Raw genomic sequence first — 15,636 nt, 5'->3', positions numbered from 1 at the left:
CCACACCTAAGGGCATTTGCCCGACGACCTGTAGCATAGTGCCTATTACGAAGATCCTTCTGCGAGCTGAGTCACAAATAATATTTTTGCTCCCATTCCGGGCTTTTGCTCAGTTAGTGCTTTTCGACCCGCACGGCGTTAAGATGTCCCCTCAAATTCGACGGAACATCGTGATGAGCAGAGAAGAAAAAAAGCAGGAGCTGGCCGCACGTGCCGCATGGATGTATTACGTCGCAGGCGTGACACAGCAGGAGATTGCGCAGGCATTGGGATTGTCACGACAGGTAGCGCAGCGGCTGGTATCCAGTGCACGTGAAATGGGCATGGTGAACGTAAAAATTGATCATCCCGTCACACACTGTCTGCAGCTGGCGCGTGAGGTACAGGCGAAGTTTGGTCTGGATTTGTGCCGCGTTGTGCCATCTGCCAGTCTGAATGATGAGGCTATTCAACAAATGCTGGCAGTTGAAGGCGCGGCGGTGATGACACAATTCATCAATGAGGAAACGCCTCAGGTGTTCGGTATTGGTTCCGGTAAAACCCTGCGCTCAATGATTGATGCGCTACCCTGGGTTGATCGCCCGCAGCATCATTGCGTTTCCATGATTGGTGCCATCGCGCGGGATGATTCCGGTACTCGCTATGACGTACCGTTGAAGATGGCCGAAAAGATGCAAGGTAAGTATTTCTTTATCCCCGCCCCCTTATACGCCGACACCCCAGAGGATAAAGCGATGTGGGTTCAGCATAAGGTTTACCAGCGCGTCATTGATCGCGCATTACAGGCGGACGTGGCTTTTGTGGGTATTGGCGAAGTGATGCCGGGCTGTCCTTTGAATGCCGAGGGATTCATCACAGATGCGCAGGTCGAGGCGCTAAATGGGCGCGGCGTGGTGGGCGAAATGCTCGGTCACTTTTTCAATCAGCAGGGTGAGCGGGTATGGGGCGAAACGGATGAGCTACTGACCAGCGTGCGACTGGAAAGCCGCACTCAGCGTAAAATTATTGGCTTTGCGGGTAGCGAGCGCAAGTATCCAGCAATCCGTGCCGCATTACAGGGCGGCTGGGTATCGGGACTGGTGACCGATGAGGATACGGCGCTGAAGCTACTGCAAAAGTGATATCTCAGCATGGATGCAGAGTGCGAGGGCAGAACGCAGAGATGACGCAAAATCTCAAACGCGGCTCGCACTTATTCTGCGCAGGGCACGTTACGCCGGTGCCCTGATTCCCTCGCCTTAACTAACATCTAACCGTTACTTCAGCGATCCCTTGAGGAACTGCTGTAAACGCGGGCTTTTCGGGCTGCCGAACAGTTCCGCAGGCGGTCCCTGCTCTTCGATTTTACCCTGATGCAGGAAAATGACATGGCTGGAGACGTGACGGGCAAACTCCATCTCGTGGGTCACGACCACCATGGTTTTGCCCTCCTCAGCCAGCTTCTGCATGATGCGCAGTACTTCCCCGACCAGCTCCGGATCAAGCGCCGAAGTGGGTTCGTCAAACAGCAACACCTCTGGCTCCATCGCCAGCGCGCGCGCAATCGACACACGCTGCTGCTGACCGCCGGAGAGGTGAACCGGATATTTTGCCTGTGCCCGCGCATCAATTCCGACTTTATCGAGGTATTTGATGGCACGCTCACGCGCCGCCGCTTTACTCAGCCCCAGCACCTGAATCGGCGCTTCCATCACGTTTTCCAGCACGGTCATGTGACTCCACAGATTAAAGTGCTGGAACACCATGGTCAGGCTGGTACGTAACGCGCGCAGCTGCTCTTTGTCAGCCACTTTGAGCTGACCATCTTTGTCACGGACTAAGGTGATTTGTTGGTTATTCACCATGATGCTGCCTTCACTCGGTTTTTCGAGGAAGTTGATGCAGCGTAAAAAGGTACTTTTCCCTGAGCCGGACGATCCAATGATACTGATCACATCGCCCGCTTTAGCAGTTAACGAGACCCCTTTCAGCACTTCATGTTCACCGTAACGCTTATGCAATTCGGTGACGCTTAATTTATTGTCAGCCATAGTTCTACTCAATGCGATGAAGAGGGTTTCACGTGGGCCAGCCAGCGACGTTCCGCCAGGCGGAACAGGCTGATCAACACGTAAGAGATAATCAGGTACAACACAGCCGCCAGACCAAAGGCGGTAAACGGCTGATAGGTCGCCGAGTTAATATCCCGCGCGATTTTCAGCAGATCCGGCACGGTGGCGGTGAAGGCCAGCGCCGTGGAGTGCAGCATCAGAATCACTTCGTTGCTGTAGGCCGGCAGTGCCGTACGCAGCGCCGATGGCAGGATAATGCAGCGATAGAGTTTAAAAGTAGAGAAGCCGTACGCCCGTGCCGCCTCAATTTCACCGTGTGGCACCGAGCGAATCGCACCGGCAAAAATTTCCGTGGTGTAGGCGCAGGTGTTGAGGGTGAAGGCGAGCAGCGTACAGTTCAGACCACTGCGGAAAAAGGCATTCAGCAGTTCAGTGCCTTTCACAATCTCCAGCGTGTACATGCCGGAGTAGAACACCAGCAGCTGCACATAGAGCGGCGTGCCGCGAAAGACGTAGGTGAAGAGCCAGACCGGAAAGCTGATAAACCGGTTAGGGGAAACCCGCGCTATCGCCAGCAGGATTGCCAGACATCCGCCAATGGTGACCGAGAGGATCAGCAGCCACAGGGTGATAGCTACACCGGTAAAACGATAACCGTCAGTCCAGAGCAGCGATTTCCAGTATTCCTGAATAATATCAATCATAACTCGCCCTCTTCACACCCACCGTATAGCGCCGGTTCAGCCACCACAGCACACCGTTTGACAGCGTGGTAAATACCAGATAAATCACACCGGCCACAATGGCGAAGTAGAACGGCTGCCAGGTACTTTTTCCTGCCAGCTGCGTCGCCTTCACCACATCTTCCAGCCCCAGCAGCGAGACCAGCGCGGTGGCTTTCAGAATCACCTGCCAGTTGTTGCCGATGCCTGGCAGCGCGTAGCGCATCATGGCCGGAAACAGAATGCGGCGGAACACCTGCGCGCCGGTAAAGCCAAACGCGGTTGCTGCTTCAATCTGCCCCTGAGGCACGGCCATAAAGGCGCCGCGGAACGTTTCGGTGAAGTAGGCACCATAGATAAAGCCGAGCGTGATGATACCGGCGACCATCGGGTCGATATCAAACTGCGCCATACCCAGCGCATCGGTTATCTGGTTGAGGACAATCTGCAGACCGTAGAAGATCAGCAGCATCAGTACAAGGTCTGGCACGCCACGAATCAGCGTGGTGTAGCCTTCAAAAATCATCGCCAGTGGCCGGCTGCGCGACAGTTTCGCGCCTGCGCCAATCAGGCCCAGCAGCACTGCCAGCACGACGGAAGTGAGCGCCAGTTCCAGCGTCACCAGCGTGCCCCGAAGAATTACATCAGAATAGCCATACAGCATCGAGAGGGTCCTGTCGTGGGGTGAAAACGAAACGCTGCCCGCAAGCGAGACGGGCAGTTTAGCTTTACTTCTCTGTTGCAGATGCCATCCGCCATTAGCGGAAAAGAACCCGATTCTGCACCTGGCAGAACCGGCTCAGACCCGGCAAAACGGACACAGAGGGTAAAGCGACAGGATGGTTAGTCGCCGTACACGTTGAAATCGAAGTATTTCTTCGCAATCTTGTCGTAGGTGCCATCTTTACGCATGTCAGCAAAGGCTTTGTCGATGGCGGCTTTCAGTTCGCTGTCATCTTTACGCAGTCCCATGCCGGTACCGACGCCAAAAATCTTGTCATCTTTCACGGCCGGACCGGCGAAGGCGTAATTTTTACCGACCGGCTGCTTCAGGAATCCTTCGCTGGCCTGCACTTCATCCTGGAAGGCAGCATCAATACGACCGGCATTCAGATCCTGATAGACCAGATCCTGGTTTGCATAAGGCGTGACGTTTACCCCTTTTGGCCGCCAGTTCTGATTGGCGTAAGTTTCCTGGGTGGTGCCCTGCAGCAGACCGATGTTTTTGCCTTTCAGGGACTCAATGGTCGGCTCAATTTTCGATCCTTTCGGCGCGACTAAACGCGCGTTAGCGGCGTAGAGTTTTTCCGAGAAGGCGATCTCTTCCTGACGTTTCGCTGTGATGGAAAGTGAGGAGATGATGGCATCAATTTTCTTCGCTTTCAGCGAAGGGATCAGCGCATCAAAGTCGCTCTCAACATAGGTACATTGGGTATGAATACGTTTACAGATTTCGTTAGCGAGGTCGATATCGAAGCCCACTAACTTGCCTTGCGCGTTTTTCGACTCAAACGGTGGGTAAGTTGGATCTGTGCCGATACGGATTGAACCCGGAACCGCCGCGAAAACGCTGGCAGCACTGGATAAGCCCAGCATCAGGGAAAGAGCCAGAACACGCTTTTTCATAGATTACCCTCAAGTGAAGTGCTTTTTGTTATGTGGTTCGTGATGTGTTTGCGCAAAGTAATTTGCATGTTTCATGCCAGTTCTGCAAGTTAACCACGCTGTTAGCGTGATGTCAGACAGGCGAAAACGCTGTGTTTGTGAGGGGAATATAGCAGTGAAGTAAAAGAGAAAAAGCGACGTTGTTAACTTTTGGTGCGTCAAATGCACGAAGAGTGATCCGAGGCGCGCTTATGCACTAAATAAGTGCGCCAGCGGAACTTTATGCACCCTGCCAGCGCGTGAAGAGATCTTCCGATAATTCGATATCAAACTGGTCGATAACCCGGTTAACGGTCTGATCGATCAGCTGATCGATCGTTTCAGGCCGATGATAAAATGCCGGCACGGGTGGCATGATAATGGCACCCAGCTCTGCGGCGGTGGTCATCATTCGCAGATGCCCAACATGCAGCGGGGTTTCGCGCACGCACAGCACCAGCTTACGCTGCTCTTTTAACACCACGTCAGCCGCACGGGTCAGCAACGAGTCACTGTAACTGTGGACGATGCCAGAGAGCGTTTTCATTGAGCAGGGTAAAATCGCCATGCCCAGCGTTTTAAACGATCCAGATGAGATATTTGCTGCAATATCGCGCACGTCATGCACCACATCGGCCAGCGCCTGCACGTCACGCAGCGAATAATCGCTCTCCAGCCCCAGCGTCTGACGCGCCGCCTGACTCATAACCAGATGCGTTTCTACTTCTTCCACCTGCTGCAACACCTGCAGCATGCGCACGCCATAGATCACCCCGCTTGCGCCAGAGATGCCAATGATGAGTCGTTTCATATTCCAACCTTATGTCAGCCAATGGGCCATCATACGCGGCCTGCGGGTTTCTGAAAACAAACAGGGCGGGATTGCTCCCGCCCTGTTTTATGCTGCCCGCCTGCTGAAGGTATCAGCCTTCGTTGTGCAGCTCGAGGTTTTCAACTTCGTTCTGCCGCTGAAGCGCTTTGGCATCATCATTACGCAGCGACTCAAGATACTCCAGATATTGCTGATCGACATCTTTCGTCACGTAAATGCCGTTGAACACCGAGCACTCAAATTGTGCAATGTCCGGATTCTCTTCGCGAACCGCTTCGATCAGATCGTCCAGATCCTGGAAGATCAGCGCATCGGCTTTAATCAGCTGGCGAATCTCTTCCACTTCACGGCCATGCGCAATCAGTTCCGTGGCGCTGGGCATATCGATACCGTAGACGTTCGGGAAACGAATTTCCGGCGCCGCTGACGCCAGATAAACCCTTTTTGCGCCCGCTTCACGCGCCATCTCAATAATCTGCTCTGAGGTGGTACCGCGAACAATAGAGTCATCCACCAGCAGCACGTTTTTATCACGGAATTCGGCGCGGTTAGCGTTGAGCTTGCGGCGCACCGCGCTGCGGCGTAACTGCTGGCCCGGCATGATAAAAGTACGGCCAACGTACCGGTTCTTCACGAAGCCCTGGCGATAGGGTTTGTCGAGAATACGTGCAATTTCCAGCGCGATATCGGTGGAGGTTTCAGGAATCGGAATCACAACGTCGATATCGAGATCTTCCCACTCGCGCGCAATTTTCTCACCCAGCTTGGTGCCCATACGAACACGGGCGCTGTAGACCGAGATTTTGTCGAGGAAGGAGTCGGGACGCGCAAAATAGACATACTCGAACAGGCACGGATTGCTTTTCGGATTTTCAGCGCACTGGCGGGTAGACAGCTGGCCCGCCTCAGTCACATAAACCGCTTCACCCGGTGCAACGTCACGGATGAACTCAAAGCCCAGCGTATCCAGCGCCACGCTCTCGGAGGCGACCATATATTCGGTGCGGCCATCAGCGATAACGCGCTTGCCCAGCACCAGCGGACGGATACCGTTAGGATCACGGAAGGCGACCATACCGTGGCCGATAATCATCGACACCACCGCATAGGCACCGCGCACCTGCTGATGCACGGCAGCAACCGCAGCAAAGATGTTATCGGCTGTCAGCGGATCGTTTTGAAAACGATCTAACTCCTGCGCAAAGATGTTCAGCAGGATTTCAGAATCTGAGGTGGTATTAACGTGACGGCGGCCCTTTTCAAACAGGTGCTTACGCAGCACATGGGCGTTGGTCAGGTTACCGTTGTGCGCCAGGGTGATGCCATACGGGGAGTTTACATAGAATGGCTGCGCTTCAGAGGCACTGGAGCTTCCCGCGGTTGGATAACGCGCGTGACCGATCCCCATATTGCCCTGCAGACGCTGCATGTGGCGTGCTTCGAAAACGTCGCTGACCAGGCCGTTTGCCTTTCGCAGGCGAAAACATTTCAGCGCATCGATAGTACAAATGCCTGCGGCATCCTGCCCGCGGTGCTGGAGCACCGTTAACGCGTCATAGATCGACTGGTTGACCGGCATGAAACCGGTGATACCGACAATACCGCACATGTTGTCATTTCCTCATTAAGCCGCACTCCCGGTCACATCACCGGGGTAAAAAACTCGACGTGCTTTTCAGGTAATCAAAAAACCACCTGATTATATAACTGAACTCGGGAATGAGTTGAGACTGTTGCCAGTCCGGACTTTTGGAAAAGCCAGTGAATGTATCGAGGAAGAACAGCAAAGCGGCTACGATCAGCACACCACGCAATGCCCCGAAACAGACGCCCAACACCCGGTCGGTTCCCGACAGGCCGGTTTTTTCCACCAGCGTGCCGATAACGTAGTTCACAATGGCCCCCACAATCAGGGTCGCCACAAACAGCACACCGATGGCGATACCGTTACGAACCAGTTCGTCGTCAAAACCTGTAAACCAGACTGCAAGGTAGGCGTAGTAATGACTGGCGACAAAAAACGCGCATCCCCAGGTAACAAGAGATAAGGCTTCACGGACAAACCCACGGACCAGGCTGACCAGAGCCGAAAAACCAACTACCGCAATAATGACGTAATCAATCCAGATCATGAACTCTTCCAGCGCCAGTGCAATTGCACCCCTGCATCCAGTTCGGGGCGCATTCTAACAGAAAAAGAAAACGTTTGCGTAGCGGTTTTCTTTTTCTGCATCCATAAAAAAGGCGATGAAAAAATACGCTATCGCCCGGGTGATTATCAGCCGGACAGGCCGTTGAAAATCTTGACTATTTTGCACGGCAGCGCGCTTTAAACGCGCTGCCTGAGGGGTAAAAGACGCTGCCTGTTACTGCTATCGGCAGCGCCAATCGCCGGTTTTAGCGGGCGCTGTATGGCTTCACGACACCGCCCAGTCCTGAGATGCTTTTCAGCTCGCCAACCGCACTCTGCATTTTGGCTTTCGACGCATCAGGCCCAACGTAAATGCGGGTGATCTGACCCTGTACCGGCGTTGAAGGCACGGTAAAGGCGCGATAGCCCGACAGCCGCAGCTGCGCGACAATCTCATTCACTTTGCTGGCGTTTTTCAGCGCACCTAACTGCACCACATAAGCCTGCCCTGCCGGCGCTGTCGTCTCTGCCGTTTTCGGCGGCTCTTCCTGCTTCGGCTGTTCGACCACTTTAGGCTGTTCAACCGGTTTAGGTTTAGGCTGCTCCACGACTTTTGGCTTCTGCTGTTCGACCGGCTTCTGCTTAGGCTGCTCTGTTACTTTCGGTTTCTGCTGCTCAACGACCTTCGGCTTCGTCACCGTCTGTGCGGGCACAGACTGATGGACCGGCGGCGGCGAGACCACTACCGGATCGCTCTCGTCTTCCGGTTGAGTCCGACCCTGCTCTGCCGTAGCGTTGGTTTTACCGTTGCCATTGCTGCTGCTGACCGCATTGCCCGCGCCTTCCGGCGGCTGTGCCGGCAGCGACTGGGTTACCGGCGGCACCATTTCGCTGTCCTGCTGATCGTCAGGTTTCGGCACCAGCGGAATGGCGGCGAACTCCTCTTTGTAATGCTTTTTCTGACCATCCAGCAGCCCTGGCAGCACAATCACGCCAACGGCGACCAGAATAACGGTGCCGACTAAACGGTTCTGAAACTTACTTGCCACGTCCTTTCTCCGTTTCAATCGATTCCATGACCTGTGCAACGGTGTGGAATGAACCACAGACCAGCACAATGTCCTGCGGCGCTGCCCGCTGGCGTGCCTGCTGCCAGGCGAGCTCAACCGAACTAAAAGCCTCGCCCTGCGACAGGTTGTTCAGCAGTTGCTCAGCACTGGCGCCGCGCGGACCCTCGAGGGGCGCGCAGTACCAGGCATCGACCACCGGTGCCAGCGCCGCCAGCGTTCCGGCGATATCTTTATCATGCAGCATGCCCACCACGGCATGCACTTTGCCGCGTTTCGGCAGTGCAGCCAGCCGCGACGCCAGATACGCTGCCGCATGCGGGTTATGGGCGACATCCAGAATAACGCGCGGTGATTCGCTGAGGGTCTGAAAACGGCCTGGCAGCATCGCCAGCGGCAGGCTGGCGCGAATCTGCGCCTCACTGACCTCAAGCCCGGAGACCCGCAGCGCCACCAGCGCGGTCGCCGCGTTAGGCAGCGGCACCTGCGGCAGCGGCAGATCGTTCAGCTCACCCGTCGCATCACGCAGTGACCAGCTTTCTGCCTGCGCATGCCACGACCAGTCACGGTTGCGCTGCATCAGCTGCGCACCTTTTTCCTGTGCGACCACGGCAATACTCTGCGGCATATCTGGTTCACCCACTACCGCAGGTTTCCCCGCCCGGAACACACCGGCTTTTTCACGCCCAATGCTTTCGCGATCCGGGCCAAGCCAGTCGGTGTGATCGAGTGCAATGCTGGTGACCACCGCGACATCGGCATCCACGATGTTTGTCGCATCCAGCCGTCCACCGAGGCCGACTTCGAGGATCACGACATCCAGCTGCGCCTGGCGGAACAGATTCAACGCAGAGAGCGTGCCAAATTCAAAATAGGTCAGCGAAATATCTGCACGTCCGGCTTCAATCTCCGCAAAACTGGCGCAGTGCTGCGCTTCACTCAGCTCCACTCCCTGAACCCGAACGCGCTCGGTATAGCGCACCAGATGCGGTGAGCTGTACACGCCAACGCGGTAACCCGCGGCGATCAGCAGCGTTTCCAGGGTGCGACAGGTGGTGCCTTTGCCATTAGTACCGGCCACGGTAAAGACAAAAGGAGCGGGTTTCAGCAGGTCGAGACGAAGCGCTACCTGACGAATACGGTCCAGACCCAGTTCAATGGCCTGAGTATGCAGGTGCTCAAGATAATAAAGCCACGTGGCCAAAGGCGACGTGGCTTGGGGAAGGTGAAGATTGTCCATATGTCCCGTTTTGCTTATTTATACCTGGCAGGCTGCTGCTGCGGTATACGGTGCATTGGTAAGAGGTGCTTTGGACGCACCTCTCTATCTCCTGTCAGGCCTCGTTGCTTTCCGATTCAGTCGTCGCCGGAGCGGACTGTTCACCATCATGCAGCGGTGCCGGCAGGTTCATCATTTTTGCCAGCAGGCTTGCCAGTTTGTAGCGCATTTCCGGACGGCGAATGATCATATCAATCGCGCCCTTTTCAATCAGGAACTCACTGCGCTGGAAGCCCGGCGGCAGTTTTTCACGCACGGTCTGCTCAATAACGCGTGGGCCGGCAAAGCCGATCAGTGCTTTAGGTTCCGCGATATTGAGGTCGCCCAGCATGGCAAAACTGGCCGAAACACCACCCATAGTCGGGTCAGTCAGCACGGAAATATAAGGCAGACCGCGCTCACGCATTTTTGCCAGTGCCGCACTGGTTTTCGCCATCTGCATCAGCGACTGCAGCGCTTCCTGCATACGCGCCCCGCCGCTGGCGGAGAAGCAGATCAGCGGGCAGTTATCTTCTAACGCCTGCTCAACCGCACGTACAAAACGCGCACCGACCACAGAGCCCATTGAACCGCCCATAAAGGCAAATTCAAAGGCTGCCGCAACAACCGGCATGCCGTGCAGCTGACCTTTCATGACCACCAGCGCATCTTTCTCACCGGTGTCTTTCTGGGCCGCGATCAGACGATCTTTGTACTTTTTGGAGTCACGGAACTTGAGCAGATCTTTAGGTTCAAGTTCACTACCCAGCTCAACCATCGTGCCCTGATCGAGGACACTGCCGAGGCGCTCACGTGCGTGCATCCGCATGTGATGGTCACACTTCGGGCAGACCTCAAGATTACGCTCCAGCTCGGCGCGGTAGAGCACCTGACCACAGCTGTCACACTTGGTCCAGACCCCTTCCGGGATACTGGCTTTGCGCACAGGCGTTCCGGTGCTTTTATTAAGAATGCGTTCAATCCAGCTCATTGATGACCTTTCTGTTTAAAACTGACCTGGTCCAGTCGTCTTGATACTGCTGAAAACCGCTTCAGCAGACGGTAAATGTCGCTCATTAAACCACAACCTGTTCAGACTGTGGATAAAAATCTGGTCTTACCCCTGAGCGCAGCCTTACGGCTGCTTCTGCTGCTTAGCCTGACGGCGATGACGCCAGACTTCAATCACACCTGGCAGAATCGAGACCAGGATAATGCCCACAATCAGAAGCTTCAGGTTTTCCTGCACCACCGGCAGATCGCCAAACAGGTAGCCGGCATAGGAGAACAGCAGCACCCAGAGCAGCGCACCCGTTACGTTGAACAGCGCGAAGTGGCGATAGGACATATGGCCCATACCGGCAACAAACGGCGCAAAGGTTCGCACGATCGGCACGAAGCGCGCCAGGATAATGGTTTTTCCACCATGACGGGCATAAAACGCATGGGTTTTATCCAGATGGCTGCGACGGAAAATCTTCGAGTTCGGGTTACTGAACAACCGTTCGCCAAACAGGCGGCCAATGGTGTAGTTCACTGCGTCGCCCAGAACCGCGGCCACCACTAATAATGCCACCATCACATGCACATTAAGATCGTTACCCGGCAACGCCGCCAGTGCGCCCGCGACAAACAGCAACGAGTCACCCGGCAGGAAGGGCGTCACCACCAGACCGGTTTCGCAGAACAAAATCAGGAACAAAATAGCGTAAATCCAGATACCGTACTGTGCAACCAGTTCGGCAAGATGCACATCAATGTGCAGAATAAAATCAACCAGAAAATGGAGAAACTCCATGGCGCGCCCTTTTAAGTCCTGAAAGTGAATTAATCCGCGAGGAACAACGGTCCCATCGACGGCTGTGGTAACGCAAAGTGGGATGGGTAATCCACCGCCACCAGATACAACCCCTCTGCCCGGGCTGTGGCTGCGGCTAATGTCCGATCCTTCGCCGCCAGCAGCGTTGCCATCCATGACTCCGGCTTATTGCCGCAGCCTATCTCCATCAGGCTGCCCACGATATTGCGCACCATGTGATGCACAAAGGCATTGGCTTTGATATCCACAATCACGTAGGGACCCTGACGCGTCACGTTGAGGTGAATCACGTTGCGCCACGGTGTACGCGACTGGCACTGCACGGCTCGGAATGAGGTGAAATCATTCTCGCCTAACAAACACTGCCCGGCGCGCTGCATCTTCTCTGCATCCAGAGGATGGTAAAAGTGCGTCACGCCCTGCGCCAGCACCGCCGGACGCAGACGCTGATTGTAGATCAGGTAGCGATAGCGTCGGGCCGTGGCGCTGAAGCGGGCATGAAATTCATCCGGCACCGCTTTCACCCAGCGCACCGCAATATCCGGCGGCAGATTAGCGTTGACGCCCAGCGTCCAGGCGCCATCAGGCCGCTGCGAGGTGGTCTCGAAATGGACCACCTGCCCCGTCCCGTGTACGCCTGCATCGGTGCGGCCAGCACAAAAAATGCTGACCGGATGATCGGCGACTTTCGACAGCGCGCGTTCTACCTTCTCCTGCACGCTGCGGACTTCATTCTGACGCTGCCAGCCGTAGTAACGGCTACCGTCATACTCGATGCCGAGCGCCAGTTTTTGCGTCTGACCATCGGACATGGTTACAGATACTCCTGAACCAGTTTCTCAGCGGTTTTCACCGCCATCAGCGCGCCGCCAAAACGAATGTTGTCCGCTACTGACCAGAACTGCAGCAGCTCCGGGATACCGTAGTCGTTGCGCACAGCGCCGATGCTCAGTTCGCCGTTGCCTGAGGCATCCGTGACCGGCGTCGGCACTTCATCCTCTTCGCTCAGACGAATATCTGACGCCAGCGCCAGTTCGGCACGCGCTTCTTCCGCAGAGAGCGGGCGCAGGTTTTCGATATGCACAATCTGCGCATTACCGTAGAACACCGGAGCCTGTACGCTGCTGACCGCAATCGGTAAGCCTTCGTCCTGCAATACCTTACGCACCTGATCAATCAGGCGACGCTCACTCTCCACGCTGCCTTCTGCGTCGGCCTGTTGTGGCATCAGGTTAAACGCCAGCTGACGACCAAAATGGTGTTCATCGGCCGGAATACCGTTCAGCAGGCGGGCACTTTCCCCGGCCAGCGCATCGACAGCCACTTTGCCGTAGCTGGAGACTGAGATCAGGTTAGTCACCTGTAAACGACTCAATCCGGCCGCATCCACCAGCGGTTTAATTGCGGTCAGCAGCTGGCTTACCAGGTTGTCCGCCACGCTGATGATGTTGCGATTGCGATAATCTGCCAGCACCTGCGGATTCACATCCGGCACCACCAGCGGCACATCGGGTTCCAGCGCAAACAGCTCGCTGCTGTCGATTACCAGACAACCGGCATTGGCCGCTTCCTCGGCAAAGCGCGCCGAGGCGTCACGTCCCGCCACGAAAAAGGCCAGCTGCGCCTGTGACCAGTCGAACGTCTCCGCATTTTCGACCCGCACCGAGCGGCCTTCGAAACGTTTGATTTCGCCCGCGCTGTTTTCGCTGGCCAGCAAATATAATTCACCAACCGGGAACTGGCGTTCCGCCAGCAGTTCCAGTACAGCGTTCCCTACTGCGCCTGTCGCGCCAAGTAGCGCAATATTCCAGCCGTCAGACATGTTGGTTTACTCCAGACAATGACATAAAAACAGAAGGCGGTGATATTCACCGCCCAGGGATTCAGATTTATCCCCGTCGTCTTTCACGTTGCATCTTTGTTGGCTGCGTTCACTCACCCGAATCACTTACCTGAGTAAGCGCATCGGGATTCGTTCTCTTGCCGCCTCAATGCAACCCGAAATCCATTGGGTATATCCCCCCAGAACCCGCCGTCATGCAGACATGCCAGCAGCGCGCGCCTTCCGTTCACTGATTAATTCAGTGCGGAAACCGCGCCAGGGCGCCTGACCTGCAGCGCCCGCTATTCCGGGGAGATGATTGCGTTAAAGCCCAGCTGGTTCAGCAGCTCAGCGGTTGTGGCGTCATCGCAGTTCACCTGCAGCGATGACCACTCGCGGCGCTCCTGATACTGCTTGCGCAGGCGATCAAACTCGCCGGGTTTCGCCGCCACTTTACGCAGGGGGGCATCATCGCGGCGCACATCATACACCAGATGCGCCAGGCGTTTCAGCGTTGGCTGATCCAGCGGGCCATTCAGGGTGATTTCACTGAATTCCGGCACCGGCAGTAAGGTACTGAGCGGCACCTGCTGCGGCTGACCAATAAAGTCGCACCAGGCTTCAAACACCTGGGTGGTGCCGCGCGCTTTGCCTTCCAGCGTGTAGCCCGCGATGTGCGGCGTGGCGATATCGACCTTATCCAGCAGCGCCAGCGACAGATCCGGCTCCGGCTCCCAGACATCCAGCACGACGCTAAGATCGTGCCGCATTTTCAGCACCTCCAGCAGCGCGCTGTTGTCCACCACCGGGCCGCGACAGGCGTTGATCAGGATAGTATTAGGCTTTAGCGCCATCAGCAGCGCCGCATCCGCCAGATGCCAGCTTTTATACGGGCCCTCTTTAAACAGCGGCGTATGGAACGTCAGAATATCAGCCTGCTCTGTCACAGCCTCCAGCGACAGGAAATCCCCCTCGTCACCGCGATCGGCGCGCGGCGGATCGCACAGCAGGGTTTTGATGCCCCAGGCCTCAAGACGCTTTTGCAGTCGCCCACCGACGTTACCGACGCCAACGATGCCGACAGTGCGGTCACGCAGCTGGAAACCATCGCGTTCCGCCAGCAGCAGCAGCGCAGAGAAAACATATTCCACCACCGCAATGGCGTTACAGCCGGGTGCGGCAGAGAACGCAATGCCCGCCTGCTGCAGCCAGTTCTCGTCGATATGATCGGTGCCCGCCGTGGCGGTTCCGACAAATTTCACCGGCTTTCCTGCCAGCAGGGCCTCATTAACCTGGGTGACTGAGCGCACCATCAGGCCATCGGCATCGGCCAGTTCAGCCACCGGCAGCGGACGCCCCGGCACCGCGACCACGTCGCCGGTACGGCTGAATAGCTCACGGGCATAAGGCATATTTTCATCGACCAGAATTTTCACCACGGCTTTCCTGTCAGTTACATATCAGGCAATTATTCTGGCACAAAGCGACGCGTTAGCCTAACCGTGCACGGTAGCGTTCGGGCGTGGTTCCCGCCTGTTGCTGGAACATCACAATCAGTGCCGAAGCTGAACTGTATCCCAGCTCATGGGCGATGCTCTGCACGCTTTCCCCCTGCTCCAGCAGCACAATGGCGCGCAGAAACCGCAGCCGCTGCCGCCACTCGCCAAAGGTCATATGAAGCTGCTGCTGGCAGCGCCGCGCCAGCGTCCGTTCGGTGGTAAAGACCCGCGCCGCCCAGCCTGCCAGCGTGGTGTTATCGCCCGGATGCGCTTCCAGCGCATGTAACACCGGCGCCAGAAATTTATCGTCAGAGGTGGGCAGATAACTCTCCTGTACCTGCGCCAGCTGCAGGCGATCGCGCAGCACCTCGCACAGCCGCCACTGCGCATCCGTTTCGGGTTGCTCGATTTGCTGCTCAGCAAACTCATCCAAAATGGCGTGTGCAATGGGATCGACCAGCAGCAGGCAGGCGCGCCGGGGCAGATCGGCGCATAATGGGGCCGCCAGATTAAAGGTACGGAACTGTGCCTGACGATGGTTATAGCTACTATGAAGCTGACCCGGTGGGATCCAGACCGGAATATCTGCCGGTGTCAGCAATCGCTCACCCTCGACCTGCATCTCCAGTACGTGGCTTTTCACCATAATGAGCTGACCCCAGGCATGCGCATGCGGCAGATATTCGGTGCGGGCATTGGCCTGCTCATAACGCATAAAGTAGCGCAGTTGCGGCGCGTCAAGGGGCGGCTGGTAGATCACTTTCAGGGTCATTCTGTCCGCTCCACAACTA

Annotated in this window: 16 protein-coding genes; 1 reads left to right on the top strand and 15 read right to left on the bottom strand. The window is 56.1% G+C overall.

The window, feature by feature from the left end:
• The first annotated feature begins 173 nt into the window (after positions 1-173).
• Positions 174-1,121 carry a sugar-binding transcriptional regulator gene (locus ACVKSX_RS18935; protein ID WP_010258017.1) on the top strand — a complete coding sequence of 316 codons (948 nt, stop codon included), beginning with the start codon at positions 174-176 and terminating at the stop codon, positions 1,119-1,121.
• Positions 1,122-1,256: 135 nt separating this feature from the next.
• Here ACVKSX_RS18935 and hisP read toward each other — a convergent pair whose 3' ends face one another.
• The 15 genes from hisP to ACVKSX_RS18860 all read right to left on the bottom strand — a co-directional run bounded on the left by hisP (position 1,257) and on the right by ACVKSX_RS18860 (position 15,617).
• Positions 1,257-2,030, bottom strand: a complete 774-nt coding sequence (gene hisP, locus ACVKSX_RS18930) for a histidine ABC transporter ATP-binding protein HisP (protein ID WP_010258014.1) — start codon at positions 2,028-2,030, stop codon at positions 1,257-1,259.
• An 8-nt stretch (positions 2,031-2,038) separates the two neighbouring features.
• Positions 2,039-2,755 carry an ABC transporter permease gene (locus ACVKSX_RS18925; protein ID WP_010258010.1) on the bottom strand — a complete coding sequence of 239 codons (717 nt, stop codon included), beginning with the start codon at positions 2,753-2,755 and terminating at the stop codon, positions 2,039-2,041.
• Positions 2,748-3,437, bottom strand: coding sequence for a histidine ABC transporter permease HisQ (locus ACVKSX_RS18920; RefSeq protein ID WP_010258006.1), 690 nt, complete (start codon positions 3,435-3,437; stop codon positions 2,748-2,750). The genes ACVKSX_RS18925 and ACVKSX_RS18920 overlap by 8 nt, the downstream gene beginning before the upstream one ends.
• A gap of 179 nt (positions 3,438-3,616) precedes the next feature.
• Complete coding sequence (argT, locus tag ACVKSX_RS18915) at positions 3,617-4,399, bottom strand: lysine/arginine/ornithine ABC transporter substrate-binding protein ArgT (protein ID WP_010258004.1); 783 nt, start codon at positions 4,397-4,399, stop codon at positions 3,617-3,619.
• Positions 4,400-4,658: 259 nt separating this feature from the next.
• Complete coding sequence (locus tag ACVKSX_RS18910; protein ID WP_010258003.1) at positions 4,659-5,228, bottom strand: UbiX family flavin prenyltransferase; 570 nt, start codon at positions 5,226-5,228, stop codon at positions 4,659-4,661.
• Positions 5,229-5,340: 112 nt separating this feature from the next.
• Entirely contained in the window at positions 5,341-6,858 is a 1,518-nt protein-coding gene (purF, locus tag ACVKSX_RS18905) for an amidophosphoribosyltransferase (RefSeq protein ID WP_010258001.1), read from the bottom strand.
• Positions 6,859-6,895: 37 nt separating this feature from the next.
• Positions 6,896-7,381, bottom strand: coding sequence for a colicin V production protein (gene cvpA / locus ACVKSX_RS18900; RefSeq protein ID WP_003854265.1), 486 nt, complete (start codon positions 7,379-7,381; stop codon positions 6,896-6,898).
• 265 nt (positions 7,382-7,646) lie between these two features.
• Positions 7,647-8,429 (bottom strand): cell division protein DedD, encoded by a 783-nt coding sequence (gene dedD / locus ACVKSX_RS18895; RefSeq protein ID WP_010257997.1) that lies wholly within the window; start codon positions 8,427-8,429, stop codon positions 7,647-7,649.
• Positions 8,419-9,687, bottom strand: coding sequence for a bifunctional tetrahydrofolate synthase/dihydrofolate synthase (gene folC, locus ACVKSX_RS18890; RefSeq protein WP_346449978.1), 1,269 nt, complete (start codon positions 9,685-9,687; stop codon positions 8,419-8,421). The genes dedD and folC overlap by 11 nt, the downstream gene beginning before the upstream one ends.
• A gap of 94 nt (positions 9,688-9,781) precedes the next feature.
• Positions 9,782-10,696, bottom strand: a complete 915-nt coding sequence (accD, locus tag ACVKSX_RS18885; RefSeq protein WP_010257992.1) for an acetyl-CoA carboxylase, carboxyltransferase subunit beta — start codon at positions 10,694-10,696, stop codon at positions 9,782-9,784.
• A 144-nt stretch (positions 10,697-10,840) separates the two neighbouring features.
• On the bottom strand, positions 10,841-11,503 hold the full coding sequence (locus ACVKSX_RS18880) for a DedA family protein (protein WP_010257990.1): 663 nt from the start codon (positions 11,501-11,503) through the stop codon (positions 10,841-10,843).
• A 29-nt stretch (positions 11,504-11,532) separates the two neighbouring features.
• Positions 11,533-12,336: a tRNA pseudouridine(38-40) synthase TruA gene (truA, locus tag ACVKSX_RS18875; RefSeq protein ID WP_008926481.1), complete on the bottom strand. Its 804-nt coding sequence runs from the start codon at positions 12,334-12,336 to the stop codon at positions 11,533-11,535.
• 2 nt (positions 12,337-12,338) lie between these two features.
• A complete protein-coding gene (locus ACVKSX_RS18870) occupies positions 12,339-13,346 on the bottom strand; it encodes an aspartate-semialdehyde dehydrogenase (protein WP_064703769.1) in 1,008 nt (335 codons plus the stop codon).
• 302 nt (positions 13,347-13,648) lie between these two features.
• On the bottom strand, positions 13,649-14,782 hold the full coding sequence (pdxB, locus tag ACVKSX_RS18865) for a 4-phosphoerythronate dehydrogenase PdxB (RefSeq protein WP_033778724.1): 1,134 nt from the start codon (positions 14,780-14,782) through the stop codon (positions 13,649-13,651).
• A gap of 55 nt (positions 14,783-14,837) precedes the next feature.
• Entirely contained in the window at positions 14,838-15,617 is a 780-nt protein-coding gene (locus ACVKSX_RS18860; RefSeq protein ID WP_033772307.1) for an AraC family transcriptional regulator, read from the bottom strand.
• Between the last annotated feature and the right edge of the window lie 19 nt (positions 15,618-15,636).

This window comes from Pantoea sp. PvP021 (genome assembly GCF_054056055.1).
This window is presented reverse-complemented; position numbering and strand designations above follow the sequence as displayed.

Excerpts from the sequence above, each read along its gene's own strand:
- ACVKSX_RS18935 (WP_010258017.1), top strand. The coding sequence starts at position 174 with ATGAGCAGAGAAGAAAAAAAGCAGGAGCTGGCCGCACGTGCCGCATGG.
- hisP (WP_010258014.1), bottom strand. The coding sequence starts at position 2,030 with ATGGCTGACAATAAATTAAGCGTCACCGAATTGCATAAGCGTTACGGT.
- ACVKSX_RS18925 (WP_010258010.1), bottom strand. The coding sequence starts at position 2,755 with ATGATTGATATTATTCAGGAATACTGGAAATCGCTGCTCTGGACTGAC.
- ACVKSX_RS18920 (WP_010258006.1), bottom strand. The coding sequence starts at position 3,437 with ATGCTGTATGGCTATTCTGATGTAATTCTTCGGGGCACGCTGGTGACG.
- argT (WP_010258004.1), bottom strand. The coding sequence starts at position 4,399 with ATGAAAAAGCGTGTTCTGGCTCTTTCCCTGATGCTGGGCTTATCCAGT.
- ACVKSX_RS18910 (WP_010258003.1), bottom strand. The coding sequence starts at position 5,228 with ATGAAACGACTCATCATTGGCATCTCTGGCGCAAGCGGGGTGATCTAT.
- purF (WP_010258001.1), bottom strand. The coding sequence starts at position 6,858 with ATGTGCGGTATTGTCGGTATCACCGGTTTCATGCCGGTCAACCAGTCG.
- cvpA (WP_003854265.1), bottom strand. The coding sequence starts at position 7,381 with ATGATCTGGATTGATTACGTCATTATTGCGGTAGTTGGTTTTTCGGCT.
- folC (WP_346449978.1), bottom strand. The coding sequence starts at position 9,687 with ATGGACAATCTTCACCTTCCCCAAGCCACGTCGCCTTTGGCCACGTGG.
- accD (WP_010257992.1), bottom strand. The coding sequence starts at position 10,696 with ATGAGCTGGATTGAACGCATTCTTAATAAAAGCACCGGAACGCCTGTG.
- ACVKSX_RS18880 (WP_010257990.1), bottom strand. The coding sequence starts at position 11,503 with ATGGAGTTTCTCCATTTTCTGGTTGATTTTATTCTGCACATTGATGTG.
- truA (WP_008926481.1), bottom strand. The coding sequence starts at position 12,336 with ATGTCCGATGGTCAGACGCAAAAACTGGCGCTCGGCATCGAGTATGAC.
- ACVKSX_RS18870 (WP_064703769.1), bottom strand. The coding sequence starts at position 13,346 with ATGTCTGACGGCTGGAATATTGCGCTACTTGGCGCGACAGGCGCAGTA.
- ACVKSX_RS18860 (WP_033772307.1), bottom strand. The coding sequence starts at position 15,617 with ATGACCCTGAAAGTGATCTACCAGCCGCCCCTTGACGCGCCGCAACTG.